Origin of the sequence: Streptococcus sanguinis (assembly GCF_001078705.1) — a bacterium.
GTDB lineage: Bacteria > Bacillota > Bacilli > Lactobacillales > Streptococcaceae > Streptococcus > Streptococcus sanguinis_D.
Window position 1 is genome coordinate 638,116 of the sequence record NZ_CDMW01000001.1, and the last position, 23,226, is coordinate 661,341.

Sequence of the window (23,226 nt, forward strand, 5' to 3'; positions counted from 1 at the left end):
TATGAAGAATGAAATGCTAGCTTTGATTCTTGCCGGCGGGCAAGGAACTCGTCTTGGAAAGCTCACACAGAGTATCGCAAAACCTGCGGTACAGTTTGGCGGCCGCTATCGTATTATTGACTTCGCCTTGTCTAACTGTGCCAACTCCGGTATTCACAATGTCGGTGTCATTACTCAATACCAACCACTAGCTCTGAACAGTCATATCGGAAATGGTTCTAGCTGGGGTCTCGATGGTATAAACTCAGGCGTGTCCATTCTTCAGCCTTATTCTGCGAGCGAAGGAAATCGTTGGTTTGAAGGTACCAGCCATGCGATTTATCAAAATATCGACTATATCGACAGCATCAATCCTGAGTATGTCCTGATTTTGTCTGGGGACCATATCTACAAGATGGACTATGATGACATGCTTCAGTCTCACAAGGACAACAATGCCAGCTTGACAGTTGCCGTTCTGGATGTGCCTCTCAAAGAAGCCAGCCGTTTTGGTATCATGAATACAGATGCTAATAATCGGATTGTTGAATTTGAAGAAAAACCAGAAAATCCTAAGTCCACCAAGGCTTCTATGGGGATTTATATCTTTGACTGGCAGCGTCTGCGCAATATGCTGGTAGCTGCTGAGAAGAGCAATGTGGATATGTCTGACTTTGGTAAGAATGTTATCCCTAACTACCTTGAATCTGGCGAAAGCGTTTATGCTTATGATTTTGAAGGCTATTGGAAAGACGTTGGTACAGTAGAGTCTCTCTGGGAAGCCAACATGGAATACATCAGCCCAGAAAATGCTCTGGACAGCCGCAATCGTCGCTGGAAGATTTATTCTCGCAACTTGATTTCTCCGCCAAACTTCATCAGTGAAAATTCACATGTAGAAGATTCGCTGGTCGTTGATGGATGTTTCGTTGACGGTACAGTAAAACACTCTATTCTTTCTACTGGTGCTCAAGTCAAAAAGGGTGCAGTCATTGAAGACTCTGTCATCATGAGTGGAGCTGTTATTGGCAAAGACGTTAAGATTAAGCGGGCCATTATCGGCGAAGGTGCAATCATCTCTGATGGTGTAGAGATTGATGGTACAGAGGAAGTATATGTTGTCGGATACAACGAGAAAGTGGGGGTACCAAAAGATGAAGATTGATAAATATTCAGCAATTTTAGGAAACACAGTCGGCTTCCATGATATGTCAACTTTGACAGATCATCGTCCAGTAGCCAGCTTGCCATTCGGTGGGAAATACCGTTTGATTGACTTCCCGCTTTCAAGTCTTGCCAATGCTGGTATCCGCAGTGTCTTTGGTATCTTCCAACAGGACAATATCAGCTCTGTCTTTGACCATATTCGTTCTGGTCGTGAGTGGGGTCTGTCTACTTTGCTTAGCCACTATTACTTGGGAATCTACAATACCCGTGTAGAAAGCTCTACAGTCGGTGAGGAATACTATAAGCAGCTTTTGACCTACCTGAAACGTTCTGGTTCCAACCAAACGGTCGCTCTTAACTGCGATGTCTTGGTTAACATTGACCTCAATCAAGTTTTCCATTTGCACAATACAACAGAGCAGCCGATTACAGTTGTCTACAAGAAATTGCATAAGGAAAATATTTCGGATGTGAACGCTGTTCTAGATATTGACGAAACTGACCATGTCAGAGGTCATAAACTTTTTGATGGTCGAGAAGATGCTGAGCTCTTCAATATGTCTACAGACATTTTTGTGGTAGATACTCCTTGGCTGATTGAAAAGCTGGAAGAAGAAGCTAAGAAAGAGCATCCGCAAAAACTTCGCTATGTCCTGCGTGATTTAGCGACTCAGGAAGGGGCCTTTGCCTACGAATATACAGGCTATCTGGCGAATATCTATTCTGTAGAGACCTACTATAGATCTAACATCGATATGCTTGAAAGCAAAAAATTCTACTCTCTCTTCAGTCCTAACCAAAAGATTTACACAAAGGTTAAGAATGAAGAGCCAACTTACTATGCTGAGTCTTCAAAAGTATCTCGCTCCCAGTTTGCGTCAGGAAGCATTGTGGAAGGTGAGGTCATCAATTCTGTGATTTCGCGGAATACCAAGATTAAGACTGGAAGCAGTGTTAAACACAGTGTTCTCTTCCCTCGAGTGAAGGTTGGGGAAAAAGCAACTGTCGAGTACGCGATTGTGGACAAGGGTGTTGAAATTGGCGAAGGAGTGGTGATTCGCGGAACTGCAGAAGACCCAATCGTAGTCAAGAAGAGCCAAAAAGTTACAGAGGACATAATTCGATGAAGATTTTATTTGCAGCAGCAGAAGGAGCCCCATTTTCTAAGACAGGTGGTTTGGGAGACGTTATCGGCGCTCTCCCCAAATCACTGGTCAAGGCTGGCCATGAAGTTGGTGTTATTCTGCCTTACTATGACATGACCCATGCCAAATTTGGCGACCAAGTGGAAGACCTTTTCTACTTTGAAGTCAGTGTTGGCTGGCGTCGCCAGTACGTTGGAGTCAAGCGACTGGTCTTGAATGGTGTCTCCTTCTATTTTATTGACAATCAGCATTATTTCTTCCGCGGCCATGTTTACGGGGATTTTGATGATGGTGAGCGGTTTGCTTACTTCCAGTTAGCAGCGGTTGAGCTGATGGAGCGGATTGATTTCATTCCAGATGTTCTGCATGTTCACGATTATCATACAGCTATGATTCCTTTCTTGGTTAAGGAAAAATACCATTGGATTCAAGCATATCAGAATATCAAGACTGTCTTGACTATCCATAATCTGGAGTTCCAAGGTCAATTCCCGGACAGCATGCTTTGGGAACTGTTTGGAGTGGGCTATGAGCGCTATGCAGACGGAACCCTGCGTTGGAATGACTGTCTCAACTGGATGAAGGCTGGTATTCTCTATGCGGATCGAGTGACGACTGTATCACCAAGCTATGCAGGTGAAATCCGGACACCAGAATTTGGCTGCAATTTGGATCAAATCTTGCGGATGGAGTCTGGTAAGTTGGTCGGAATTGTCAACGGTATAGATACAGATATCTATAACCCAGAAACGGATCCGCTCTTAGCTCATCACTTTGACAAATCTGACTTATCTGGTAAACTAGAAAACAAGCGAGCTTTGCAAGAGCGAGTTGGTCTGCCTGTGCGTGACGATGTGCCAGTAGTTGGGATTGTTTCCCGCCTGACCCGTCAGAAAGGCTTTGACCTGGTAGTGGAAGAGCTGCACAATCTCCTCCAGGAAGATGTGCAGATTATCCTCTTGGGAACAGGGGATCCAGCTTTTGAACAGGCTTTCGCTTGGTTTGGTCATGCCTATCCTGATAAGCTTTCAGCCAACATCCTCTTTGATGTGACCTTGGCTCAGGAGATTTATGCTGCCAGCGATATTTTCCTCATGCCAAGCCGCTTCGAGCCTTGTGGCTTGTCACAAATGATGGCTATGCGCTACGGAACCTTACCTTTGGTGCATGAAGTGGGCGGTCTGCGTGATACCGTCGAGCCTTACAATGTCTATACAGGACAGGGAACTGGCTTTAGCTTCAATAACTTTTCTGGCTACTGGCTGACTTGGACCTTCAAGGAGGCACTCAAGCTCTATGCCGATGACAAGGAAGCTTGGAAATCTTTGCAAGAGCGGGCCATGGAGAGAGACTTCTCTTGGGATACAGCCAGCAAGGCATACAGTGATTTATATCAATCACTCCTATAACATTTACTTTGGAATCAGTATAAACAAATCCTCTCTTGCCCATGGGACAAGGGAGGATTTCCGTGAGAATTACATTTTTATATATTATCATACTGTATTGGAGCCCTGTTTTTAGCTTGTGGCTGAAGTGAGCGATTCCCATCTTGATTGAAAAAAGTATTTCTACGTTTAAATCTGCTTCCCGCTATTAAGAAAGGGAGATAACCATCCACTATGGAACTAACAAAAGAACGTTTTATTCGAGATTTTAAGGACTTGCTGCACGAGCGGACGCTGATTAAGGTTGCTGATGCGACTTCAGTGGAGCTCTTTCAAGCTCTGGCTAGCACTGTCCGTAAGTATATCACGCCCCTGTGGCTGGAGCGCCGCAATCAGCTGATTGAGCAGCAGCAAAAGACAGCTTATTACTTTTCTATCGAGTTTCTTCCAGGACGCATGCTGGAAACAAATCTGCTCAACCTAGGTATCCTTAATACGGTCAAGGAAGGCTTTGCTGATTTGGGCGTTGACTTTGAGGATGTTAAGAATGCTGAGTATGACATGGCCTTGGGGAATGGCGGTCTGGGCCGCTTGGCGGCAGCCTTCATGGACTCGCTGGCAACCACTGGCTATCCAGGGTTTGGAAATGGGATTCGCTATCGCTATGGACTCTTTAAGCAACGCATCGTAGATGGCTATCAGGTAGAAATTCCTGATGCTTGGTTTGGCAGTCTGGGCAATGTCTGGGAAACCCGTAAGGACCATGATATTGTTGATGTTAAAATCTTCGGAAATGTTTCCCTCCATGCCAATGAAAAGGGCCGGATTGTGCCACTTTATGAGAATTCCAAAATCTTGCGGGCCGTTCCTTACGATGTGCCACAGATTGGCTTTGGCAATGACAATGTCAACAATCTCCGGCTTTGGGATGTTGAAATTCCAGAGGAGCATGAACTGGACTATCCGACCATTGAAGCTCGTCGCCGGGTGCAAGACATTACTGCCATTCTCTATCCAGACGACTCTAGCTACGAAGGAAAAGAGCTGCGCCTTATTCAGGAATACTTCATGACTAGCGCAGGGTTGCAGACCATTATCAAATCCTACCTCAAACAAGGTCGCCCTCTCAAGGATATTCATGAGAAGGTCTCTGTCCATATCAACGATACCCACCCAGCGGTTGCACCGGCTGAATTTATGCGTCTATTGATGGATGAGTACGATTTAGAATGGGCAGATGCTTGGAATGCTACAGTTAAAACCATGAGCTACACTAACCATACCATCCTGTCTGAAGCCTTGGAAAAATGGGATGCAGAGCTCTTTAAGAATGTCCTGCCGCGGGTTTATCAGATTATCCTAGAAATTGACAACCGCTATGTAGCAGAAATGGCAGGACGTGGCCTTGATCCGCAGGTCATCGAAAATACTCGGATTGTCAAGGATAATCAAATCCACATGGCCCACTTGGCTATCATTGGCGGTCACTCAATCAATGGTGTTGCCAAACTTCACACCGAACTGCTCAAAGAAGACACCTTGCGTGATTTCTATAGCATTTACCCAGAGAAGTTTAATAACAAGACCAATGGGATTATCCAGCGCCGCTGGCTGCAGATTGCGGATGAGCCTTTATCAGCTGAGATTGATAAACTAATTGGTAAGGGCTGGAGAAGTGATATCCATGAGTTGCGTAAGCTTTTGGAATTCAAGGAGCAGGTGCTGGGTGATTTCTACCGAGTGAAGCAGGAAGCCAAGGCCCGTCTGGCTGACTTCATCAAGGAATCAACAGGAGTAGAAGTTTCTACAGAAGCTATCTTTGATGTCCAGGTGAAACGCCTCCACGCTTATAAGCGTCAGCTGCTCAACCTGCTTCATATCATCAAGCTTTACTGGGATCTCAAGGACAATCCTGATAAGGATATGGTGCCGCGCGTCTTTATCTTCGGTGCCAAGGCTGCTCCAGGCTACCACTTTGCCAAGTCGGTCATCAAGCTGATCAATGAAGTAGCCAATCTGGTCAACAAGGATGAAAGCCTGCAAGGCAAACTTAAGGTTGTCTTTCTAGAAAACTACCGGGTCAGCTTGGCTGAGCTCATCATTCCAGCTGCGGATGTATCAGAGCAGATTTCTCTGGCCTCCAAGGAAGCTTCTGGTACTTCCAACATGAAGTTCATGATGACTGGTGCCATTACCCTAGCTACACTGGACGGAGCCAATATCGAAATAAAGGACGAGGTCGGTGACGACAACATTGTCATCTTTGGGATGGACAAGGACGAGGTTTACGAGCATTATGCTCGCCACGATTACTACTCACGCGGTGTCTATGAGAGCAATCCAGACATTCGCCGAGTGGTCGATACCTTTGTCAACGGCACCATTCCAAACGTCCGTGAAGAAGGCTCTGAAATCTATGAAGCCCTCATCACCCACAATGACGAATACTTCCTCTTGGAAGACTTTCATGCCTATGTAGAAGCTCAAGAGAAGATTGATACCCTCTATCGTGACAAAGAAAAATGGGCCCGCATGAGCTTGATTAATATCGCTACATCTGACAAATTCACTTCAGATGATACCATTGAGCAATATGCCAAGGAAATCTGGAACTTGGAGAAATAATACTCTTCAGAAAACATGAACGATAAGAGATTGGGGCATGGTTCTCAGTCTCTTTTGCTATCCATCTACCATCTTGTCTAGAAATGTGCTATAGTAGAGAAAGTATGAGAGTCCAACTTTTAGAAAAGCAGGGTAAGCAAGCATGAAAGACTACACGATTTTTTATCAACAATTAACAACTCCTTTTCGCAGTCGCCCTCAGTGGCTGAAAGGGCTGGTTTACTTCAATCGGGGAATGACCCTGTTCATACCTATCGTTTATGGTCTCGTTCTAATTAGTGCCTTTCTGACGGAAGGTTGGAAAGGGCTGCTTGCTTCTTTCTTCCTGCCAGCTATTGGATTTGGTTTGTTGTCAGCGATTCGTAAACGGCTGAATCAAGCACGCCCTTACGAGAAATGGGCTATTCAACCCTTGCTGGCTAAGGATACATCAGGCAAGTCCATGCCCAGCCGCCATGTCTTTTCGGCTACAGTGATTTCCATGTGCCTGCTCTACTTTTTCTGGCTGCCGGGGCTTATCTGCCTCTTGCTTTCAGCAGGGCTGGCCGTAGTGCGTGTGATTGGCGGTGTGCACTATCCAAAGGATGTGCTGGTCGGCTATCTTTGCGGCATTTTCTGGGGAGCTTTACTCTTTTTATTATAAAGGACCTGTTTTCAGCAGAGAGTAGACAAAGGACTTCCAGCTATATTATAATAGAAGCAGTAACAACCGTTTCGACACCAAGGATTATTCCTTGGTGGATCTAAAAAATATTTAAGGAGAAAACTATGTCAGAACCATTATTTCTACAGTCTGTGATGCAGGAGAAGATCTGGGGCGGAACCAAGCTGCGCGATGTCTTTGGCTATGAGATTCCCAGCGACCATGTAGGAGAGTACTGGGCTATTTCGGCTCATCCTAATGGGGTATCAACCGTCAAGAACGGACGATTTGCCGGCCAGAAGTTAGATGCGCTTTATGCCGAGCACCGGGAGCTCTTTGGCAATCGCCCAGAGCCAGTTTTCCCGCTTTTGACTAAGATTTTAGATGCCAATGACTGGCTCAGTGTTCAGGTCCATCCTGATGATACCTATGGACTAGAGCACGAAGGAGAGCTTGGTAAGACTGAATGCTGGTATGTCATTGCTGCAGAGGAAGGAGCAGAGATTATCTATGGTCACAATGCCAAGAGCAAGGAAGAGCTGCGCCAGCAGATTGAGAGCAAGGACTGGGACCATCTCCTGACTAAAATCCCAGTAAAAGCTGGCGATTTCTTCTATGTACCAAGTGGCACCATGCATGCCATTGGATCAGGTATTCTGATTTTAGAAACTCAGCAGTCCAGTGATACAACCTACCGTGTCTATGACTTTGATCGTAAGGACGATGCTGGCAATCTTCGCGAGCTGCATTTGGACCAGTCTATTGACGTTCTGACTATCGGTGAGCCAGCTAATAGCCGTCCTGTTACCATTCAGGCAGATAGTTTGACTTATACTCTTTTGGTGGCCAATGACTTCTTTGCTGTTTACAAGTGGGATATTGCTGGTTCAGTCAATTTTAAAAAGACAGCAGACTATAGCTTGGTCAGCGTCTTGGAAGGTGTCGGTGAGCTAGAAGTTGATGGAGCAGTCTACCCGCTCGAAAAAGGGGAGCATTTCATCCTGCCTAGCGATGTCACAGAATGGACCTTGTCTGGCGATTTGCAGCTGATTGTCAGCCATCCATAATCGTAGAAAAATCAAGAGCAAATAATCACTTTGCTCTTTTTTCTGTTAAAAATATAGGAAATAAGTAAAATTCTAGACGGTTTCTTCTTATTTATATAGCAGAATAGTTTGTATGTTGATAAATATTTAATTGCTTTTGGTAAGAAATTTTATATAACAAAAGAAAAAAACAAAAAACGCTTACAATTGTGTAAAAGATTGACTATTCGATATTTTAGGAGTAAACTAAGGAAGTAATTTAAAAAATATTAAGGAGAAGTCATCATGAATTTAACATTTTTAGGACTTTGTTTTGCCTGCTTTGGCGTATCAATTGCTGAAGGTTTGATCATGAGTAATTTATTTAAGGCAGCGTCTCGTCAGCCAGAAATTATCGGTCAATTGAGAAGCCTCCTAATCTTGGGAATTGCCTTTGTCGAAGGTACTTTCTTTGTAACGCTGGCTATGGCCTTTGTTATCAAATAAGAAAGAATTCTCTTTAGAAAAGGGGGTGTCATCTGTTGGAAGAAAGTATCAATCCAACTATCAATGTCGGTCCTGTGACCTTTGATTTGACCCTGCTGGCCATGACACTGCTGACGGTGCTTGTAACTTTTGGATTTGTTTATTGGGCAAGTCGAAAGATGACGATTAAGCCGTCACGAAAGCAGAATGCTCTGGAATATGTCTATGACTTTGTCATGGATTTTACCAAGGGAAATATTGGCGAGCATTATATGAAGAATTATTCGCTCTTTCTATTCTCCCTCTTTCTTTTCGTAGTGGTGGCTAATAACTTGGGATTGATGGCTAAGGTTCAGACAACCAACGGCTTTAATCTCTGGACATCGCCAACAGCTAATCTCGCTTTTGACTTGGGATTCTCTCTTTTGGTGACGATTTTCTGTCATGTTGAAGGAGTCCGACGTCAAGGGATAAAAGGATATCTAAAAGGTTTTGTGACTCCGGGTATCATGACACCCATGAATATCTTGGAAGAGTTCACTAATTTTGCTTCCTTAGCTTTGCGGATATATGGAAACATTTTTGCAGGTGAGGTACTGGCTGGTTTGCTCCTCATGTGGGCAAATCAAGCAGCATTTTGGTATCCAATTGCCTTTATTATGAACATGGTTTGGACTGGTTTTTCCATCTTTATTTCCTGTATCCAAGCCTATGTTTTTACCATGCTAACATCTATGTATCTTGGTAAAAAGATTAATGGTGAGGAAGAATAAAAAGAAAGGATAGATAAGATGAACATAACCATAGGTGAAATTATTGGCAACTTTATCCTGATTGCCGGCTCCTTTCTTCTTTTAGTATTTCTCATTAAGAAGTTTGCTTGGGGCAATATTGTCGGGATTTTAGACCAGCGCGCTCAAAAGATTTCAGACGATATTGATGGTGCAGAAGCTGCTCGTAAGAAGGCAGAAGACTTGGCGCAAAAGCGCGAGGAAGCTCTGGCAGGAAGTCGTGCGGAAGCCGTTGCTATTGTTGAGACAGCTAAGGAGACAGCTGAAAAGAACAAGGCTGGAATCCTAGCTGATGCAGCAGAAGAAGCAGGGCGTCTGAAGGCTAAAGCCAATCAGGAAATTGCCCAAAATAAGGCAGAGGCTATGAGCAGCATCAAAGGAGAAGTGGCTGACTTGACAGTGACTCTCGCTAGTAAGATTTTGAGTCAGGAACTGGATAAGGAAGCTCAGAGCGAGCTCATTGACCGCTATATCAAACAGTTAGGAGATGCCTGATGGATAAGAAGCAATATGCAATCATTGAGAAATATGCTTTGCCTTTTGTTCAGACGGTCTTTGAAAAAGGTCAGCAAGAAGATGTTTTTGAAAAACTGAGTCAGATTAAGGCTGTTTTCGCGGAGACCGGCCTTGCTGACTTTTTGTCACATATCGGCGTCAGTGACCATGAGAAAGAGAAGAGTCTGCGACTCTTTCAAAACTCTGGTTCGCAGCTGCTTGATAATCTGATTGAAATTGTCATTCTCAATCATCGTGAGGACCTCTTTTATGAGATTGTGCTGGAGAGTCAGCACCAGCTTGAAAAGATCAGCAATGAGTTTGAGGTGACGCTGCGCTCTGTTCAGCCTTTGACAGCCAGTCAGAAGGAGAAGATTCGGCCGATTATTGAGCGGAAGATGAGACTAAAGGTTCGCTCGCTCAAGGAAGAATTGGACAGCAGCTTGATTGGCGGCTTTGTCATCTCTGCCAATAACAAAACAATTGATGCAAGCATAAAACGTCAATTGCAAGTCGTAAAAGAAAAATTGAAATAGAAAGTGGTGTGAATTTTGGCGATTAACGCACAAGAAATCAGCGCTTTAATTAAGCAACAAATTGAAAATTTCCAGCCAAATTTTGACGTCACAGAAACAGGGGTCGTCACTTATATTGGTGATGGAATCGCGCGCGCTCATGGACTGGATAAGGCTATGAGCGGAGAGCTCTTAATCTTTGAAAATGGCTCTTATGGTATGGCGCAAAATTTAGAGTCAACCGATGTTGGGATTATCATCTTGGGAGACTTTACAGACATTCGTGAGGGAGATACCATTCGCCGGACTGGTAAAATCATGGAAGTTCCTGTGGGAGAGGCCTTGATTGGGCGGGTTGTTGATCCGCTGGGGCGTCCTGTTGATGGACTTGGTGACATTGTCACGGATAAGACACGCCCGGTTGAAACACCAGCTCCGGGTGTCATGCAGCGTAAGTCAGTATCTGAGCCTTTACAGACAGGTCTTAAGGCCATTGATGCCTTGGTTCCAATTGGCCGCGGCCAGCGGGAGCTGATTATCGGGGACCGTCAGACTGGGAAGACAACCATTGCTATTGATGCCATCCTGAACCAGAAAGGTCAGGATATGATTTGTATCTATGTGGCAATTGGTCAGAAAGAATCTACAGTCCGTACGCAGGTAGAAACGCTCCGCCAGTATGGTGCTCTGGACTATACGATTGTCGTGACAGCCTCTGCTTCACAGCCGTCGCCTTTGCTTTTCCTAGCGCCTTATGCTGGCGTAGCGATGGCTGAAGAGTTCATGTACAATGGAAAGCATGTTTTGATTGTCTATGATGATCTGTCTAAACAAGCGGTGGCCTACCGTGAACTGTCTCTCCTGCTCCGTCGTCCGCCAGGCCGTGAGGCCTTTCCTGGAGATGTTTTCTATCTGCATAGCCGTCTCTTGGAACGTTCAGCCAAGGTTTCTGATGAGCTGGGCGGTGGTTCGATTACTGCTCTGCCATTTATTGAAACGCAGGCAGGAGATATTTCGGCCTATATCGCGACCAACGTGATTTCAATCACTGACGGACAAATTTTCCTAAGCGACAGCTTGTTCAATGCTGGGGTACGTCCAGCCATTGATGCAGGTTCTTCTGTATCACGGGTTGGGGGCTCTGCCCAAATCAAGGCTATGAAGAAAGTAGCTGGAACCCTGCGTATCGACCTGGCTTCTTATCGGGAGCTTGAGGCCTTTACTAAGTTTGGTAGTGATTTGGATGCGGCAACGCAGGCTAAGCTCAATCGTGGCCGCAGGACTGTAGAAGTCTTGAAGCAGCCGATTCACGAGCCGCTGCCGGTTGAAAAGCAGGTAGTGATTCTCTATGCTTTGACCCATGGTTTCTTAGACAGTGTGCCAGTAGACGATATTCTGCGCTTTGAGTCAGAATTATTTGCCTATTTTGATGCACATCAAGAAAGCATTTATGAAACCATTCGGACAACGAAAGACCTTCCAAGTGAGGAAGTCTTGGATGCTGCCATTACTGAGTTTATAGACCAGTCTAGCTTCAAATAAGAATCGAGGTGTCAGATGGCAGTTTCATTAAATGATATTAAAAATAAAATTGCATCCACGAAAAACACCAGTCAAATCACCAATGCCATGCAGATGGTTTCTGCTGCTAAGTTGGGAAAGTCTGAGGAAGCAGCTAAAAACTTTCAGGTCTATGCCCAGAAAGTGCGTAAGTTGGTTACGGATATGCTGCATGGCCACGAGGCAGAAAATGCCCGTCACCACTCAATGCTAATCAGTCGGCCAGTTAAGAAATCAGCCTATATCGTCATCACTTCTGACCGCGGTCTGGTAGGCGGCTACAATGCGACCATTCTCAAAGCCTTGATGGAGCTGAAAGCTGAGTACCATCCGACAGGAGAGGACTTTGAAGTCATCTGTATCGGAAGTGTCGGTGCCGATTTCTTCCGAGCTCGGGGCATTCAGCCAGTGTATGAGCTGCGTGGTCTGGCCGATCAGCCTAGCTTTGATGAGGTCCGTAAAATCATTAGCAAGACCATTGAAATGTATCAGAATGAGCTCTTTGATGAGCTCTATGTCTGCTATAACCACCATGTCAACAGTCTGACCAGTCAGATGCGGGTGGAGCAGATGCTGCCAATCATTGACTTGGACCCTAATGAAGCTGATGAAGATTATACGCTGAATCTGGAGCTGGAATCCAGTCGGGATTCTATCCTGGACCAACTGCTGCCCCAGTTTGCAGAGAGCATGATTTACGGTGCCATTATTGATGCCAAAACAGCTGAGAATGCTGCTGGTATGACTGCTATGCAGACAGCGACAGACAATGCTAAAAAGGTCATCAGTGATTTGACTATTCAGTACAACCGCGCTCGGCAGGCTGCCATTACGCAGGAAATTACTGAAATCGTGGCGGGTGCAAGTGCCCTGGAATAAGACCACAAATGAATTAGAAATTAAACGAGGGAAAAAACATGAGCTCAGGCAAAATTGCTCAGGTTATCGGGCCGGTCGTAGACGTTGCGTTTGCTGCCGGAGACAAACTACCTGAGATAAATAATGCACTTGTAGTCTATAAAAATGATGAGAAAAAATCAAAAATCGTCCTTGAAGTAGCTCTTGAGCTTGGTGACGGTGTGGTGCGGACCATTGCCATGGAGTCGACCGATGGTTTGACGCGTGGTTTGGAGGTCTTGGATACTGGTCGTCCGATTTCTGTGCCGGTCGGCAAGGAAACTCTGGGTCGGGTCTTCAATGTCCTAGGAGACACTATTGACTTGGATGCGCCTTTTGCAGAGGATGCAGAGCGTCAGCCGATTCATAAGAAGGCACCGACCTTTGATGAACTATCGACTTCATCAGAAATCCTGGAAACAGGGATTAAGGTTATCGACCTTCTAGCTCCTTATCTGAAAGGTGGGAAAGTCGGTCTCTTTGGCGGTGCCGGAGTTGGGAAGACAGTCCTGATTCAGGAATTGATTCACAATATCGCTCAAGAGCACGGTGGGATTTCTGTCTTTACGGGTGTTGGTGAACGGACACGTGAAGGGAATGACCTCTACTGGGAAATGAAAGAGTCTGGCGTTATCGAAAAGACGGCCATGGTTTTTGGTCAGATGAATGAACCGCCAGGAGCTCGGATGCGGGTTGCTCTTACTGGACTGACTATCGCGGAATATTTCCGTGATGTGGAAGGTCAGGACGTGCTGCTTTTTATTGACAACATCTTCCGCTTTACGCAGGCTGGTTCGGAAGTGTCTGCCCTTTTGGGCCGCATGCCATCAGCCGTTGGTTACCAACCAACACTTGCGACAGAAATGGGACAGTTACAGGAGCGGATTACATCGACCAAGAAAGGTTCCGTTACTTCCATCCAGGCTATCTATGTACCAGCGGATGACTATACTGACCCAGCACCAGCGACAGCTTTTGCTCACTTGGACTCTACGACCAACCTAGAACGGAAATTGGTTCAGCTGGGGATTTATCCAGCTGTGGATCCACTCGCTTCCAGCTCTCGTGCCCTTTCACCAGAGATTGTCGGAGAAGAGCACTATGCAGTGGCAGCAGAGGTTAAGCGGGTCTTGCAACGTTATCATGAATTGCAGGACATCATTGCTATCCTTGGTATGGATGAGTTGTCAGATGATGAGAAGACGCTGGTAGCGCGTGCGCGGCGGATTCAGTTCTTCCTGTCACAAAATTTCAATGTGGCAGAGCAGTTTACCGGCCAGCCTGGTTCTTATGTACCAGTAGCTGAAACGGTTCGTGGCTTCAAGGAAATCCTTGAAGGCAAGCACGATAAGCTGCCGGAAGATGCTTTCCGTGGTGTGGGCTCCATCGAGGATGTATTGGCCAAGGCTGAGAAAATGGGATTCTAAGAGGTGAATGATGGCTCAAATGACAGTACAAATCGTGACACCGGATGGTCTTATTTATGATCACCATGCTGCATTTGTTTCCGTAAAGACCATTGATGGTGAGCTAGGGATTTTGCCCCGCCATATCAATACCATCGCTGTTTTAGAAGTGGATCAGGTTAAGGTGCGTCGGGTTGATGATGACAAGCATATCGACTGGATTGCGGTCAACGGCGGAATCATTGAAATTGCAGACAATGTCATTACCATTGTGGCGGATTCAGCTGAGCGTGCGCGTGATATCGACATTAGTCGGGCTGAGCGGGCTAAGCGTCGGGCTGAGCTGGAAATTGAGGAAGCTCAAGACAAGCACTTGATTGACCAAGAACGCCGGGCTAAGATTGCCCTGCAGCGGGCAATCAACCGAATCAATGTCGGAACAAGAATCTAAGAAGCTCTTCTTGCCTGGATTGGCAGAAGAATTGATCATCTGGTAAGATGATCTCATACATACAAACTGAATAGATAAAACTGGGGCAGAAATGTCTCAGTTTTCTTTTTCAAAGAAAAAGGGCAGGACTGTTTAGTTCGTCCCTGACTGAAGTCTTGTGGTATAATAAAAGTTATGGTAGAAGTTATTTTTAAATTATGCAGTCATCTGCTCTTTATTTTCTTTGCCTTTCATCTGCTGTCAACGGTTGTTGAGTGGGAGAGGTTTTTTAAGGTTAATGCCGATAATGCCATGAAGATTCGCTTTTTGATTCTCTTGTTCAGTATCGCCTTGGGCTATTTAGTCAGCCTTTTCTTCATTGGTATTTACGATATGAGCCGGGCGATTTTTAACGGTACTTTATAAGGTCATATTTTTGATTTTATGGTATGATAGTATGGATGATTTTAAAAATTTAGAGTAAGGAATCGGTATGGAAAAAATTATTATTCAAGGTGGAGATAATCGCTTGGTCGGAAAGGTCAAAATTGAAGGAGCAAAAAATGCGGTGCTGCCTCTTTTAGCAGCTACAGTATTGGCCAGCGAGGGCCAGTCAGTTTTGAAAAATGTTCCGGTCTTGTCTGATGTCTTTACCATGAACAATGTGGTCCGCGGTTTAAACACTCAGGTGGATTTTAATCAGGAAGAAAATACAGTTGTTGTGGATGCCACCCAGCCCTTGTCCGAGGAGGCACCTTACAAATATGTCAGCAAAATGCGAGCATCTATCGTTGTTTTGGGGCCAGTTCTGGCTCGTAATGGCCATGCTAAGGTTTCTATGCCAGGCGGCTGTACGATTGGCAGTCGGCCTATTGACTTGCACCTGAAAGGCTTAGAAGCCATGGGAGCTCAGATTACCCAGACAGCGGGTTACATCGAAGCGAAGGCAGAGCGGCTCAAGGGAGCTCACATTTACATGGACTTTCCTAGTGTAGGAGCAACGCAAAACATTATGATGGCTGCAACGCTGGCTCAAGGCACGACAGTGATCGAAAATGCTGCTCGGGAGCCTGAAATCGTTGATCTAGCTCTCTTTTTGAATGAAATGGGAGCCAAGGTCAGAGGAGCAGGTACTGAGACTCTGACCATTGTCGGAGTGGATCAGCTGCGAGGGGCCAAGCATAATGTGGTTCAAGACCGTATCGAAGCAGGAACTTTTATGGTTGCTGCAGCTATGACCAGCGGTGACCTGCTGATTGAGGATGCCATTTGGGAGCACAACCGTCCCCTGCTTTCCAAAATGCAGGAAATGGGAGTGGAAGTGACAGAGGAAGATGAAGGGATTCGGATTCGTTCCGATGTTTCGAAGCTGAGACCGGTTTCGGTCAAGACCCTTCCTTATCCGGGCTTCCCTACCGACATGCAGGCTCAGTTTACGGCGCTCATGGCTATGGCCAAGGGCGAGTCTACGATGATTGAGACTGTTTTTGAGAACCGTTTCCAGCATCTGGAGGAAATGCGTCGGATGGGGCTGCACTCTGATATCATGCGTGACACAGCTCGCATCTGGGGTGGCGGCAGTCTTCAGGGAGCTGAAGTCATGTCAACAGATCTCCGAGCCAGTGCGACTTTGATTCTGATGGGCTTGATTGCTGAAGGCGAGACTAAGGTCAGCAAGCTTGTACACTTAGACCGAGGCTACTATAAATTCCATGAGAAATTGGCAGCCTTGGGAGCCAAAGTGAAGCGTGTAAAGGAAGAAGACGATGAGTGAAAATCTTAAATATTTAGGCCGGCAGATTAGCCTTGTTTTACTGGTTCTCTTGGTAGCCGTGATTCTCTTTTTCGTGGCTTTGATGATTGGTTATAATGTTATCGGAAACGGCAAGGGCTCTATCTGGTCACCAGAAACCTGGCAAGAATTAATCGGGAAGTTTACTGGAAACTAGCTCCTAGTTGAAAAGACTGGCTGAAATGAATCCAGTTTGCTAAGTTGAAAGAAAGAAGATGAAAAGAAAGACTAGTCAGAAAAGGAATTCTAAGAGCCTGCAAGGCTGGGCTGGGCTGACTCTGGCCCTGATTTTGGCGCTGGCTGGCTATTTCTGGGGACAGGATGGTCAGCAGCCACTTCAGAGTCCAAAATCAGAAATCAGAGTTGGGCAAGTCCAAGATCAGGGAACCCCTAGTCGGGAACTGGCTGAGAGCGTTCTGACGGATGCTGTCCGAGCTCAACTCAAAGGCAGCATTGAATGGAACGGAGCTGGCGCCTTTATCGTGAATGGGAATAAGACGGACTTGGATGCGGGGATTTCTAGTAAACCCTACGCTGTCAATAAGACCAAGCTTGTACAAGGACAAAACCTTCCGACAGTGGCGAATGCCTTTTTATCCAAGTCTACCCGCCAGTACAAAAAACGGGAAGAAACTGGAAATGCCAACACTTCATGGGTACCGGCAGGCTGGCATCAACTCAAGAACCTCCCTGGTGAGTACAATCACGCTGTGGACCGAGGACATCTCTTGGCCTATTCGCTGATCGGTGGTTTGAAGGGCTTTGACGCCTCCACCAGCAATCCTGCCAATATTGCTGTGCAGACGGCTTGGTCCAACCAAGCCAATGAAGCAGACTCGACAGGGCAGAATTACTACGAGACAAAGATCCGGAAGGCTTTGGATAAGAACAAGCGGGTGCGCTACCGGGTAACCTTGATTTATGCTACGGAGACGGATTTAGTGCCGGTTGGTTCTCATCTAGAGGCCAAGTCCAGCGATGGTAGTCTGGAATTCAATGTCTTTATCCCGAATGTGCAAAAAGGGATTCGCTTGGACTATAATAGTGGCAGGGTCAGTCTGGATAGAGGTTCTTAATTTTATACTCAAAAATGGATTTGCAAAGAGTATTCATTAGAATGAAAAGAAATGGTTGCAGATTTGTAGTCATTTTCTTTTATAATAATAGATAGAAAGAAGGCTAATTTTTCAGTCTTCTTTAAGAAAGCGGTGGTAAAATCAACGTTCTCTTACAATCTAGTAAAGGAGGTTGCAATGGGACTTATTTTTAAAAGCATCCGGTTCCTTATGCGTCTGATTGGGCGCGTGGTTTGGGGACTTGCCTGGTCCTTTGTCCTGAGCTTTATGGTTATTGTCGGAATTTTCTATTTTACCACTTCGACAGAGCCGGGTACAGAGGGACTGACGCAGGCTGTTCAGACAGCTGTTGGCAGAGTGGATCAATTTTTAAATCACCAAGGCATTTCCACGGGGCTTCACAGCAGTGAGGAGACGCAGACGGATCAGCTGACAGATGAGCATGCAACAACAGGGGCTCGTTGGGATCAGCCAAGTGCCACGATTTATATCGATACAAATAATGAAACCTTCCGTTCAGCCTATAAGGAGGCCATTGATTCTTGGAATCAAACAGGTGCCTTCACCTTTCAAATCATCAATGACAAAGACAAGGCGGACATTGTTGCGACGGAGATGAACGATGGTAACGTCAGTGCAGCTGGTGAAGCTGAGTCGCAGACCAATCTCCTAACCAAGCGGTTTACCCATGTCACGGTTCGCCTTAATAGTTACTACCTGCTGGACAGTCGCTATGCTTATTCCCATGAGCGGATTGTCAATACAGCAGCGCACGAATTGGGCCATGCTATCGGATTAGACCATAATGAGGAGGAATCAGTGATGCAGTCAGCAGGCTCATTTTACAGTATCCAGCCGACAGATATCCAGGCTGTAAAAGACTTGTATCAATCGTAAGCCTATGTTAAAATCTATTTTTTACTTGATTCGACACTTTCCAGAGCAAGTTTTTCTCTTTGTTTTTAACTCAGGAATCTTTGTCTGGCTATGGAAAAGCGGCAATGAGATTGCCAACCAGCTAGGAGTGACAGCGGCTTGGGAAAATCATGTTCCGGCACCCATTCAGGTCTTCTTCGGTCAGAATATTGAGGCGGTTAAGGGATTTTTTCACAATTCCGCCTTTATGTGGCTAGTTGGATCCATGATTATCCTTCTGGTTATTCGTCTGATCAAGGGAATGATTAAATTTGTTGTCTTTGCGGTTCTGATTCTGCTGGGAATTTATCTGATTTTGCAGAATCAATCTATTCTCAATAGTTTTATGTAAGGCAGTCTGATATGACTGTCTTTTTTCTTTTGGGGGAGCTGAGTTCGCTTTCTCTTGAATTCTGATAGCTGTGCTTCTGGAAATTTGCTATAATGGTCTTATGATTATTTTACAAGCAAGCAAGATTGAGCGCTCTTTTGCAGGGGAGCTTCTTTTTGACAATATTAACCTGCAGGTGGATGAGGGTGACCGGATTGCCCTCGTCGGTAAAAATGGAGCTGGGAAGTCAACCCTGCTCAAGATTTTTGTGGGCGAGGAAGAGCCTACTTCTGGTCAGATCAATAAAAAACGAGACCTGTCCCTGTCCTATCTGGCTCAGGACAGCCGCTTTGAGTCGGAGAATACCATCTACGACGAGATGCTGCTGGTCTTTGATAGTCTGCGTCAGCAAGAAAAACGCTTGCGGCAGATGGAGCTGCAAATGGGAGAATTGTCAGGGGAAGACCTGACGGCTCTCATGACCCAGTACGACCAGCTGTCAGAGGACTTTCGCCAGAAAGGTGGTTTTACCTATGAGGCCGATATTCGAGCGATTTTGAATGGATTCAAGTTTGACCAGTCCATGTGGCAGATGAAGATTTCTGAGCTTTCGGGCGGGCAGAATACCCGTCTGGCTCTGGCTAAGATGCTTTTGGAAAAGCCAGAGTTGCTGGTACTGGACGAGCCGACCAACCACTTGGATATCGAGACCATTGCCTGGCTGGAGACTTACTTGATTAACTACAGCGGTGCCTTGATCATCGTCAGCCACGACCGCTATTTCCTAGATAAGGTTGCGACCATGACGCTGGATTTGACCAAGCATTCCTTGGATCGCTATGTGGGCAATTACTCTAGCTTTGTGGTCCAAAAGGAGCAGAAGTTAGCCACTGAAGCTAAGAACTATGAAAAGCAACAGAAAGAAATCGCTGCGCTGGAGGACTTTGTCAATCGCAATCTAGTTCGAGCCTCCACTACCAAGCGGGCTCAGTCCCGTCGCAAGCAGCTGGAAAAGATGGAGCGTTTGGACAGGCCGGAGACCGGCAGTCGATCGGCTAATATGACCTTCAAATCCGATAAGGTTTCGGGCAATGTTGTTCTGACCTTGGAAGACGCAGCTATTGGCTACGGAGAGGAAGTCCTGTCGGAGCCGATTAACCTTGATATTCGCAAGTTTAATGCGGTAGCTATCGTCGGACCAAATGGGATTGGAAAGACGACCTTAATTAAATCACTAATCGGGCAAGTGCCCTTCATCAGAGGCAAGGAGCAGCTGGGGGCTAATGTGGAAGTGGGCTACTATGACCAGACCCAGAGCAAACTGACTGCCAGCAATACGGTACTTGACGAGCTATGGAATGACTTCAAGCTGACGCCGGAGGTCGAAATTCGCAATCGCTTAGGCGCTTTCCTCTTCTCGGGCGACGATGTCAAGAAGTCTGTCGGCATGCTATCGGGTGGAGAGCGGGCGCGTCTGCTTCTAGCCAAGCTGTCTATGGAAAACAACAACTTCCTCATCCTAGATGAGCCGACCAACCACCTGGACATTGACAGCAAGGAAGTGCTGGAGAATGCCCTGATTGACTTTGACGGCACCCTGCTCTTTGTCAGCCATGACCGCTACTTTATCAACCGCGTGGCCACACAAATCATCGAGCTTTCTGAAACAGGCTCCACCCTTTATCTGGGTGATTATGACTACTATCTGGAGAAAAAGGCAGAGCAGGAAGCCTTGCGTGAGGAGTCGGAGCAAGCCAGTCCTGACAAGTCAGCACCTGCCAATGACTATCAGCTTCAAAAGGAAAACCAGAAAGAACAGCGTCGGCTGGCCCGCCGCTTAGAGCAATTGGAAGCGCAAATTGAGGACTTGGACAGTCAGATCAGTCAGCTTCAGGAAGCTATGGAGGCTACCAACGACGCTGGCGAACTCATGGAGAGCCAGCAGCAAATCGACCAGCTGACCGCCGACCAAGAAGAAGCCATGTTAGAATGGGAAGAGCTAGCAGAGAAGGTGTAGTATTTTTAGGGGCAGTCAGTCCGCCCGCTTTGAAAGGAGCTACTGATGACGACAGAAAACGATTGGTTTATGCGGCAGATCAAGGGAGTGGCCAATATGCTTGGTTCGGCTCTGCGCCTGACAATCAAGCATTTGGATCTGGGGCAGTTTGAAGATGAGCAAGGCCGGCAGCTTGATGGAGCTGATTATTTGCAAGAGCTGCTGGAAAGCGAGTATTTTGCAGAGGCAGCTGATTTCGTTCAGGCCCAGATGAAGCGCCTGCCTTTCCATCAATATGAGATACTGGCGGACCAGTTCTTGCTTTATCTGGCCAGTCTGGAAGCCCCAGTAAAAGACCGGAATGGCTTGGATGAAGCCTATTTACAGGATTTGGAAAAGCAACTGAAAGAATTGAAGTGGTAAACAAATGGAAGATTTAGGCAAAGTTTTTCGTGATTTTCGTTTAAATGGACATTATTCATTGAAGGAAGCGGCGGGTCAGGTTTGCTCGACTTCTCAGCTGTCTCGTTTTGAGCTGGGTGAGTCGGATATGACCCTCTCGAAATTTTTAGATCTCTTGGACAATATTCATGTGACCCTTGAAAATTTTATGGACAAGGCACGGAATTTCCAGCAGCATGAGCACGTGGCCATGATGGGTCAGATTATTCCTCTTTACTACTCAAATGACATCAAGGGATTTCAAGACTTGCAAGCGGAGCAGTTGGAAAAGGCCGAGGCCAGCAGTGCGCCTCTTTACTATGAACTGAATTGGATTTTGATGCAGGGCTTGATTTGTCAGCGGGACAGTCAGTTTCGCATGAGGCAAGAGGATTTAGATAAGGTGGCTGATTATCTTTTCCAAGTGGAAGACTGGACTATGTATGAGCTGATTCTCTTTGGCAATCTCTATAGTTTTTATGATGTGGACTATGTCTACCGTCTGGGCAAGGAAGTTATGGAGCGGGAGGACTACTACAAAGAAATCGGTCGCCATAAGAGACTGGTCTTGATTCTAGCTCTTAATTGCTACCAGCATTGTTTGGAAAGCTGTTCTTTTGATAAGGCTAGTTATTTTGAGGCTTACGTAGAGAAAATCATTGGCAAAGGCATCAAACTCTATGAACGCAATGTGTTCCTCTATCTCAAGGGCTTCGCGGCTTATCAGAAGGGGCAGAAGAAGCAAGGGATTCGGCAAATGCAAGAAGCCGTGCACATCTTTGAAGTGCTGGGACTACCTGAGCAAGTTGATTATTATCAAGAGCATTTCCATAAGTTTGTGAAAATATAATATCCCGAATATGGGAAAAACAAAGAACCTCCCTCTATTTCTGATACAATAGTTTCAGAAATGGAAGGAGGTATTTTTATGAATCGACATGCTGCACAGCTGATTACACGGGCTGCTATTAATAAAATTGGAAATATGCTCTATGACTATGGAAACAGCATCTGGCTTGCTTCTTTGGGAGCTCTGGGACAGAAGGTCTTGGGCATTTATCAGATATCAGAGCTAGTCACTTCCATCTTATTCAATCCTTTGGGGGGAGCTATTACGGACCGCTTTTCCAAACGTAAGGTGCTGATGGTAACGGACTTGATTTGTGCTGGACTTTGTCTGCTGATTTCTTTTATTTCTAATGACCAGCTCATGATTGGGGCGCTGATTTTTGCTAATGTGGTCCAGGCTATAGCCTTTGCTTTTTCTAGGCCAGCTAATAAATCTTATATTACCGAAATTGTGGACAAGGAAGACATCGTAGCCTATAATTCTCATCTGGAGCTAGCCTTGCAGGTTATCAGTGTCTCAGCTCCAGTTTTGTCTTTTATCGTGATGCAGTATGCAAATCTGCGCATCACTCTTCAACTGGATGCCCTTAGCTTCTTTCTGGCTTTCGCCTTGGTTTACTTTCTACCTAATCATGAGCCAAGCAAACAGAAGTCTCCTATTAATCTTGGCAATATCCTGAGAGATATTAAGGAAGGGCTAGTTTATATCCGTCAGCAAAAAGAAATCTTCTTTCTGCTCTTGGTAGCTTCCGCCGTCAACTTTTTCTTTGCGGCCTTTAATTACCTACTGCCTTTTACCAATCAGCTCTACGGCAAGACCGGCTCTTATGCGACTATTTTGAGTTTGGGAGCTGTAGGCTCAATCGTTGGAGCCGTTCTAGCCAGCAAGGTTAAGGCCAGTATAGTAAATCTACTCCTAGCTCTGCTATTGACTGGTGTTGGAGTCGCAGTCATGGGTGTCTCTGCCTTGCTACCGGTTCATCCATATTTCTCCTATTCTGGTAATCTTATCTGTGAGCTCTTTATGACTGTTTTCAACATTCATTTCTTCAGCCAAGTTCAGACCAAGGTGGACAAGCAGTATCTAGGCCGCGTTTTCTCAACGATCTACACGCTAGCAATTCTTTTCATGCCTCCTGCGACTTTTCTGATGACTCTTCTGCCGAGTGTCCACACCCTTTCCTTTCTTCTGATTGGTTTCGGAGTGGTGGGATTGGCTTTGATTTCCTACCTTTATCAAAAGAGAATACAAAAAGACTAGGCTGGAGTGATTT

At 45.8% G+C, this 23,226-nt stretch carries 24 protein-coding genes; all 24 read left to right on the forward strand.

Annotated elements, in window-relative coordinates; all coding sequences use genetic code 11:
- Position 1: 1 nt before the first annotated feature.
- The 24 genes from SSV_RS03405 to SSV_RS03520 all read left to right on the forward strand — a co-directional run bounded on the left by SSV_RS03405 (position 2) and on the right by SSV_RS03520 (position 23,213).
- Complete coding sequence (locus SSV_RS03405; RefSeq protein ID WP_072073697.1) at positions 2 to 1,144, forward strand: glucose-1-phosphate adenylyltransferase; 1,143 nt, start codon at positions 2 to 4, stop codon at positions 1,142 to 1,144.
- The gene (gene glgD, locus SSV_RS03410) at positions 1,134 to 2,273 is read left to right on the forward strand and encodes a glucose-1-phosphate adenylyltransferase subunit GlgD (RefSeq protein ID WP_072073698.1); all 1,140 of its coding nucleotides are present in this window, start codon (positions 1,134 to 1,136) and stop codon (positions 2,271 to 2,273) included. Before SSV_RS03405 ends, glgD begins: the two co-directional genes overlap by 11 nt.
- Positions 2,270 to 3,700 carry a glycogen synthase GlgA gene (glgA, locus tag SSV_RS03415; protein ID WP_072073699.1) on the forward strand — a complete coding sequence of 477 codons (1,431 nt, stop codon included), beginning with the start codon at positions 2,270 to 2,272 and terminating at the stop codon, positions 3,698 to 3,700. The genes glgD and glgA overlap by 4 nt, the downstream gene beginning before the upstream one ends.
- Before the next feature lie 213 nt (positions 3,701 to 3,913).
- A complete protein-coding gene (locus SSV_RS03420) occupies positions 3,914 to 6,304 on the forward strand; it encodes a glycogen/starch/alpha-glucan phosphorylase (protein ID WP_072073700.1) in 2,391 nt (796 codons plus the stop codon).
- 142 nt (positions 6,305 to 6,446) lie between these two features.
- On the forward strand, positions 6,447 to 6,947 hold the full coding sequence (locus SSV_RS03425; protein WP_072073701.1) for a phosphatase PAP2 family protein: 501 nt from the start codon (positions 6,447 to 6,449) through the stop codon (positions 6,945 to 6,947).
- A gap of 125 nt (positions 6,948 to 7,072) precedes the next feature.
- Positions 7,073 to 8,014 carry a mannose-6-phosphate isomerase, class I gene (gene manA / locus SSV_RS03430; protein WP_072073702.1) on the forward strand — a complete coding sequence of 314 codons (942 nt, stop codon included), beginning with the start codon at positions 7,073 to 7,075 and terminating at the stop codon, positions 8,012 to 8,014.
- A 264-nt stretch (positions 8,015 to 8,278) separates the two neighbouring features.
- Positions 8,279 to 8,479: a F0F1 ATP synthase subunit C gene (locus SSV_RS03435; RefSeq protein ID WP_006596628.1), complete on the forward strand. Its 201-nt coding sequence runs from the start codon at positions 8,279 to 8,281 to the stop codon at positions 8,477 to 8,479.
- Between the two features lie 35 nt (positions 8,480 to 8,514).
- Positions 8,515 to 9,231, forward strand: coding sequence for a F0F1 ATP synthase subunit A (gene atpB, locus SSV_RS03440; RefSeq protein WP_072073703.1), 717 nt, complete (start codon positions 8,515 to 8,517; stop codon positions 9,229 to 9,231).
- An 18-nt stretch (positions 9,232 to 9,249) separates the two neighbouring features.
- A complete protein-coding gene (atpF, locus tag SSV_RS03445) occupies positions 9,250 to 9,744 on the forward strand; it encodes a F0F1 ATP synthase subunit B (protein WP_072073704.1) in 495 nt (164 codons plus the stop codon).
- The gene (locus tag SSV_RS03450; protein WP_072073705.1) at positions 9,744 to 10,280 is read left to right on the forward strand and encodes a F0F1 ATP synthase subunit delta; all 537 of its coding nucleotides are present in this window, start codon (positions 9,744 to 9,746) and stop codon (positions 10,278 to 10,280) included. The genes atpF and SSV_RS03450 overlap by 1 nt, the downstream gene beginning before the upstream one ends.
- A gap of 15 nt (positions 10,281 to 10,295) precedes the next feature.
- The gene (gene atpA / locus SSV_RS03455) at positions 10,296 to 11,801 is read left to right on the forward strand and encodes a F0F1 ATP synthase subunit alpha (protein ID WP_002895997.1); all 1,506 of its coding nucleotides are present in this window, start codon (positions 10,296 to 10,298) and stop codon (positions 11,799 to 11,801) included.
- Positions 11,802 to 11,816: 15 nt separating this feature from the next.
- Positions 11,817 to 12,698 (forward strand): F0F1 ATP synthase subunit gamma, encoded by an 882-nt coding sequence (locus SSV_RS03460; RefSeq protein ID WP_002895995.1) that lies wholly within the window; start codon positions 11,817 to 11,819, stop codon positions 12,696 to 12,698.
- Between the two features lie 38 nt (positions 12,699 to 12,736).
- Positions 12,737 to 14,143 carry a F0F1 ATP synthase subunit beta gene (atpD, locus tag SSV_RS03465; RefSeq protein WP_002895993.1) on the forward strand — a complete coding sequence of 469 codons (1,407 nt, stop codon included), beginning with the start codon at positions 12,737 to 12,739 and terminating at the stop codon, positions 14,141 to 14,143.
- Positions 14,144 to 14,150: 7 nt separating this feature from the next.
- Complete coding sequence (locus tag SSV_RS03470; RefSeq protein WP_072073706.1) at positions 14,151 to 14,573, forward strand: F0F1 ATP synthase subunit epsilon; 423 nt, start codon at positions 14,151 to 14,153, stop codon at positions 14,571 to 14,573.
- 174 nt (positions 14,574 to 14,747) lie between these two features.
- The gene (locus SSV_RS03475) at positions 14,748 to 14,978 is read left to right on the forward strand and encodes a DUF1146 family protein (RefSeq protein ID WP_002897901.1); all 231 of its coding nucleotides are present in this window, start codon (positions 14,748 to 14,750) and stop codon (positions 14,976 to 14,978) included.
- A 67-nt stretch (positions 14,979 to 15,045) separates the two neighbouring features.
- A complete protein-coding gene (gene murA, locus SSV_RS03480) occupies positions 15,046 to 16,326 on the forward strand; it encodes a UDP-N-acetylglucosamine 1-carboxyvinyltransferase (protein WP_002917491.1) in 1,281 nt (426 codons plus the stop codon).
- Positions 16,319 to 16,501 carry a DNA-directed RNA polymerase subunit beta gene (locus tag SSV_RS03485; RefSeq protein WP_072073707.1) on the forward strand — a complete coding sequence of 61 codons (183 nt, stop codon included), beginning with the start codon at positions 16,319 to 16,321 and terminating at the stop codon, positions 16,499 to 16,501. The genes murA and SSV_RS03485 overlap by 8 nt, the downstream gene beginning before the upstream one ends.
- Positions 16,502 to 16,559: 58 nt before the next feature.
- On the forward strand, positions 16,560 to 17,420 hold the full coding sequence (locus SSV_RS03490) for a DNA/RNA non-specific endonuclease (RefSeq protein ID WP_072073708.1): 861 nt from the start codon (positions 16,560 to 16,562) through the stop codon (positions 17,418 to 17,420).
- 177 nt (positions 17,421 to 17,597) lie between these two features.
- Entirely contained in the window at positions 17,598 to 18,317 is a 720-nt protein-coding gene (locus SSV_RS03495) for a matrixin family metalloprotease (protein WP_049553467.1), read from the forward strand.
- Positions 18,318 to 18,321: 4 nt separating this feature from the next.
- On the forward strand, positions 18,322 to 18,687 hold the full coding sequence (locus SSV_RS03500) for a hypothetical protein (protein WP_072073709.1): 366 nt from the start codon (positions 18,322 to 18,324) through the stop codon (positions 18,685 to 18,687).
- Between the two features lie 100 nt (positions 18,688 to 18,787).
- Entirely contained in the window at positions 18,788 to 20,683 is a 1,896-nt protein-coding gene (locus SSV_RS03505) for an ABC-F family ATP-binding cassette domain-containing protein (RefSeq protein WP_072074907.1), read from the forward strand.
- A 45-nt stretch (positions 20,684 to 20,728) separates the two neighbouring features.
- Positions 20,729 to 21,085 (forward strand): hypothetical protein, encoded by a 357-nt coding sequence (locus SSV_RS03510; RefSeq protein ID WP_072073710.1) that lies wholly within the window; start codon positions 20,729 to 20,731, stop codon positions 21,083 to 21,085.
- A 4-nt stretch (positions 21,086 to 21,089) separates the two neighbouring features.
- On the forward strand, positions 21,090 to 21,953 hold the full coding sequence (locus SSV_RS03515; protein ID WP_072073711.1) for an Rgg family transcriptional regulator: 864 nt from the start codon (positions 21,090 to 21,092) through the stop codon (positions 21,951 to 21,953).
- Between the two features lie 78 nt (positions 21,954 to 22,031).
- Positions 22,032 to 23,213 (forward strand): MFS transporter, encoded by a 1,182-nt coding sequence (locus tag SSV_RS03520; protein WP_072073712.1) that lies wholly within the window; start codon positions 22,032 to 22,034, stop codon positions 23,211 to 23,213.
- Positions 23,214 to 23,226 lie beyond the last annotated feature (13 nt).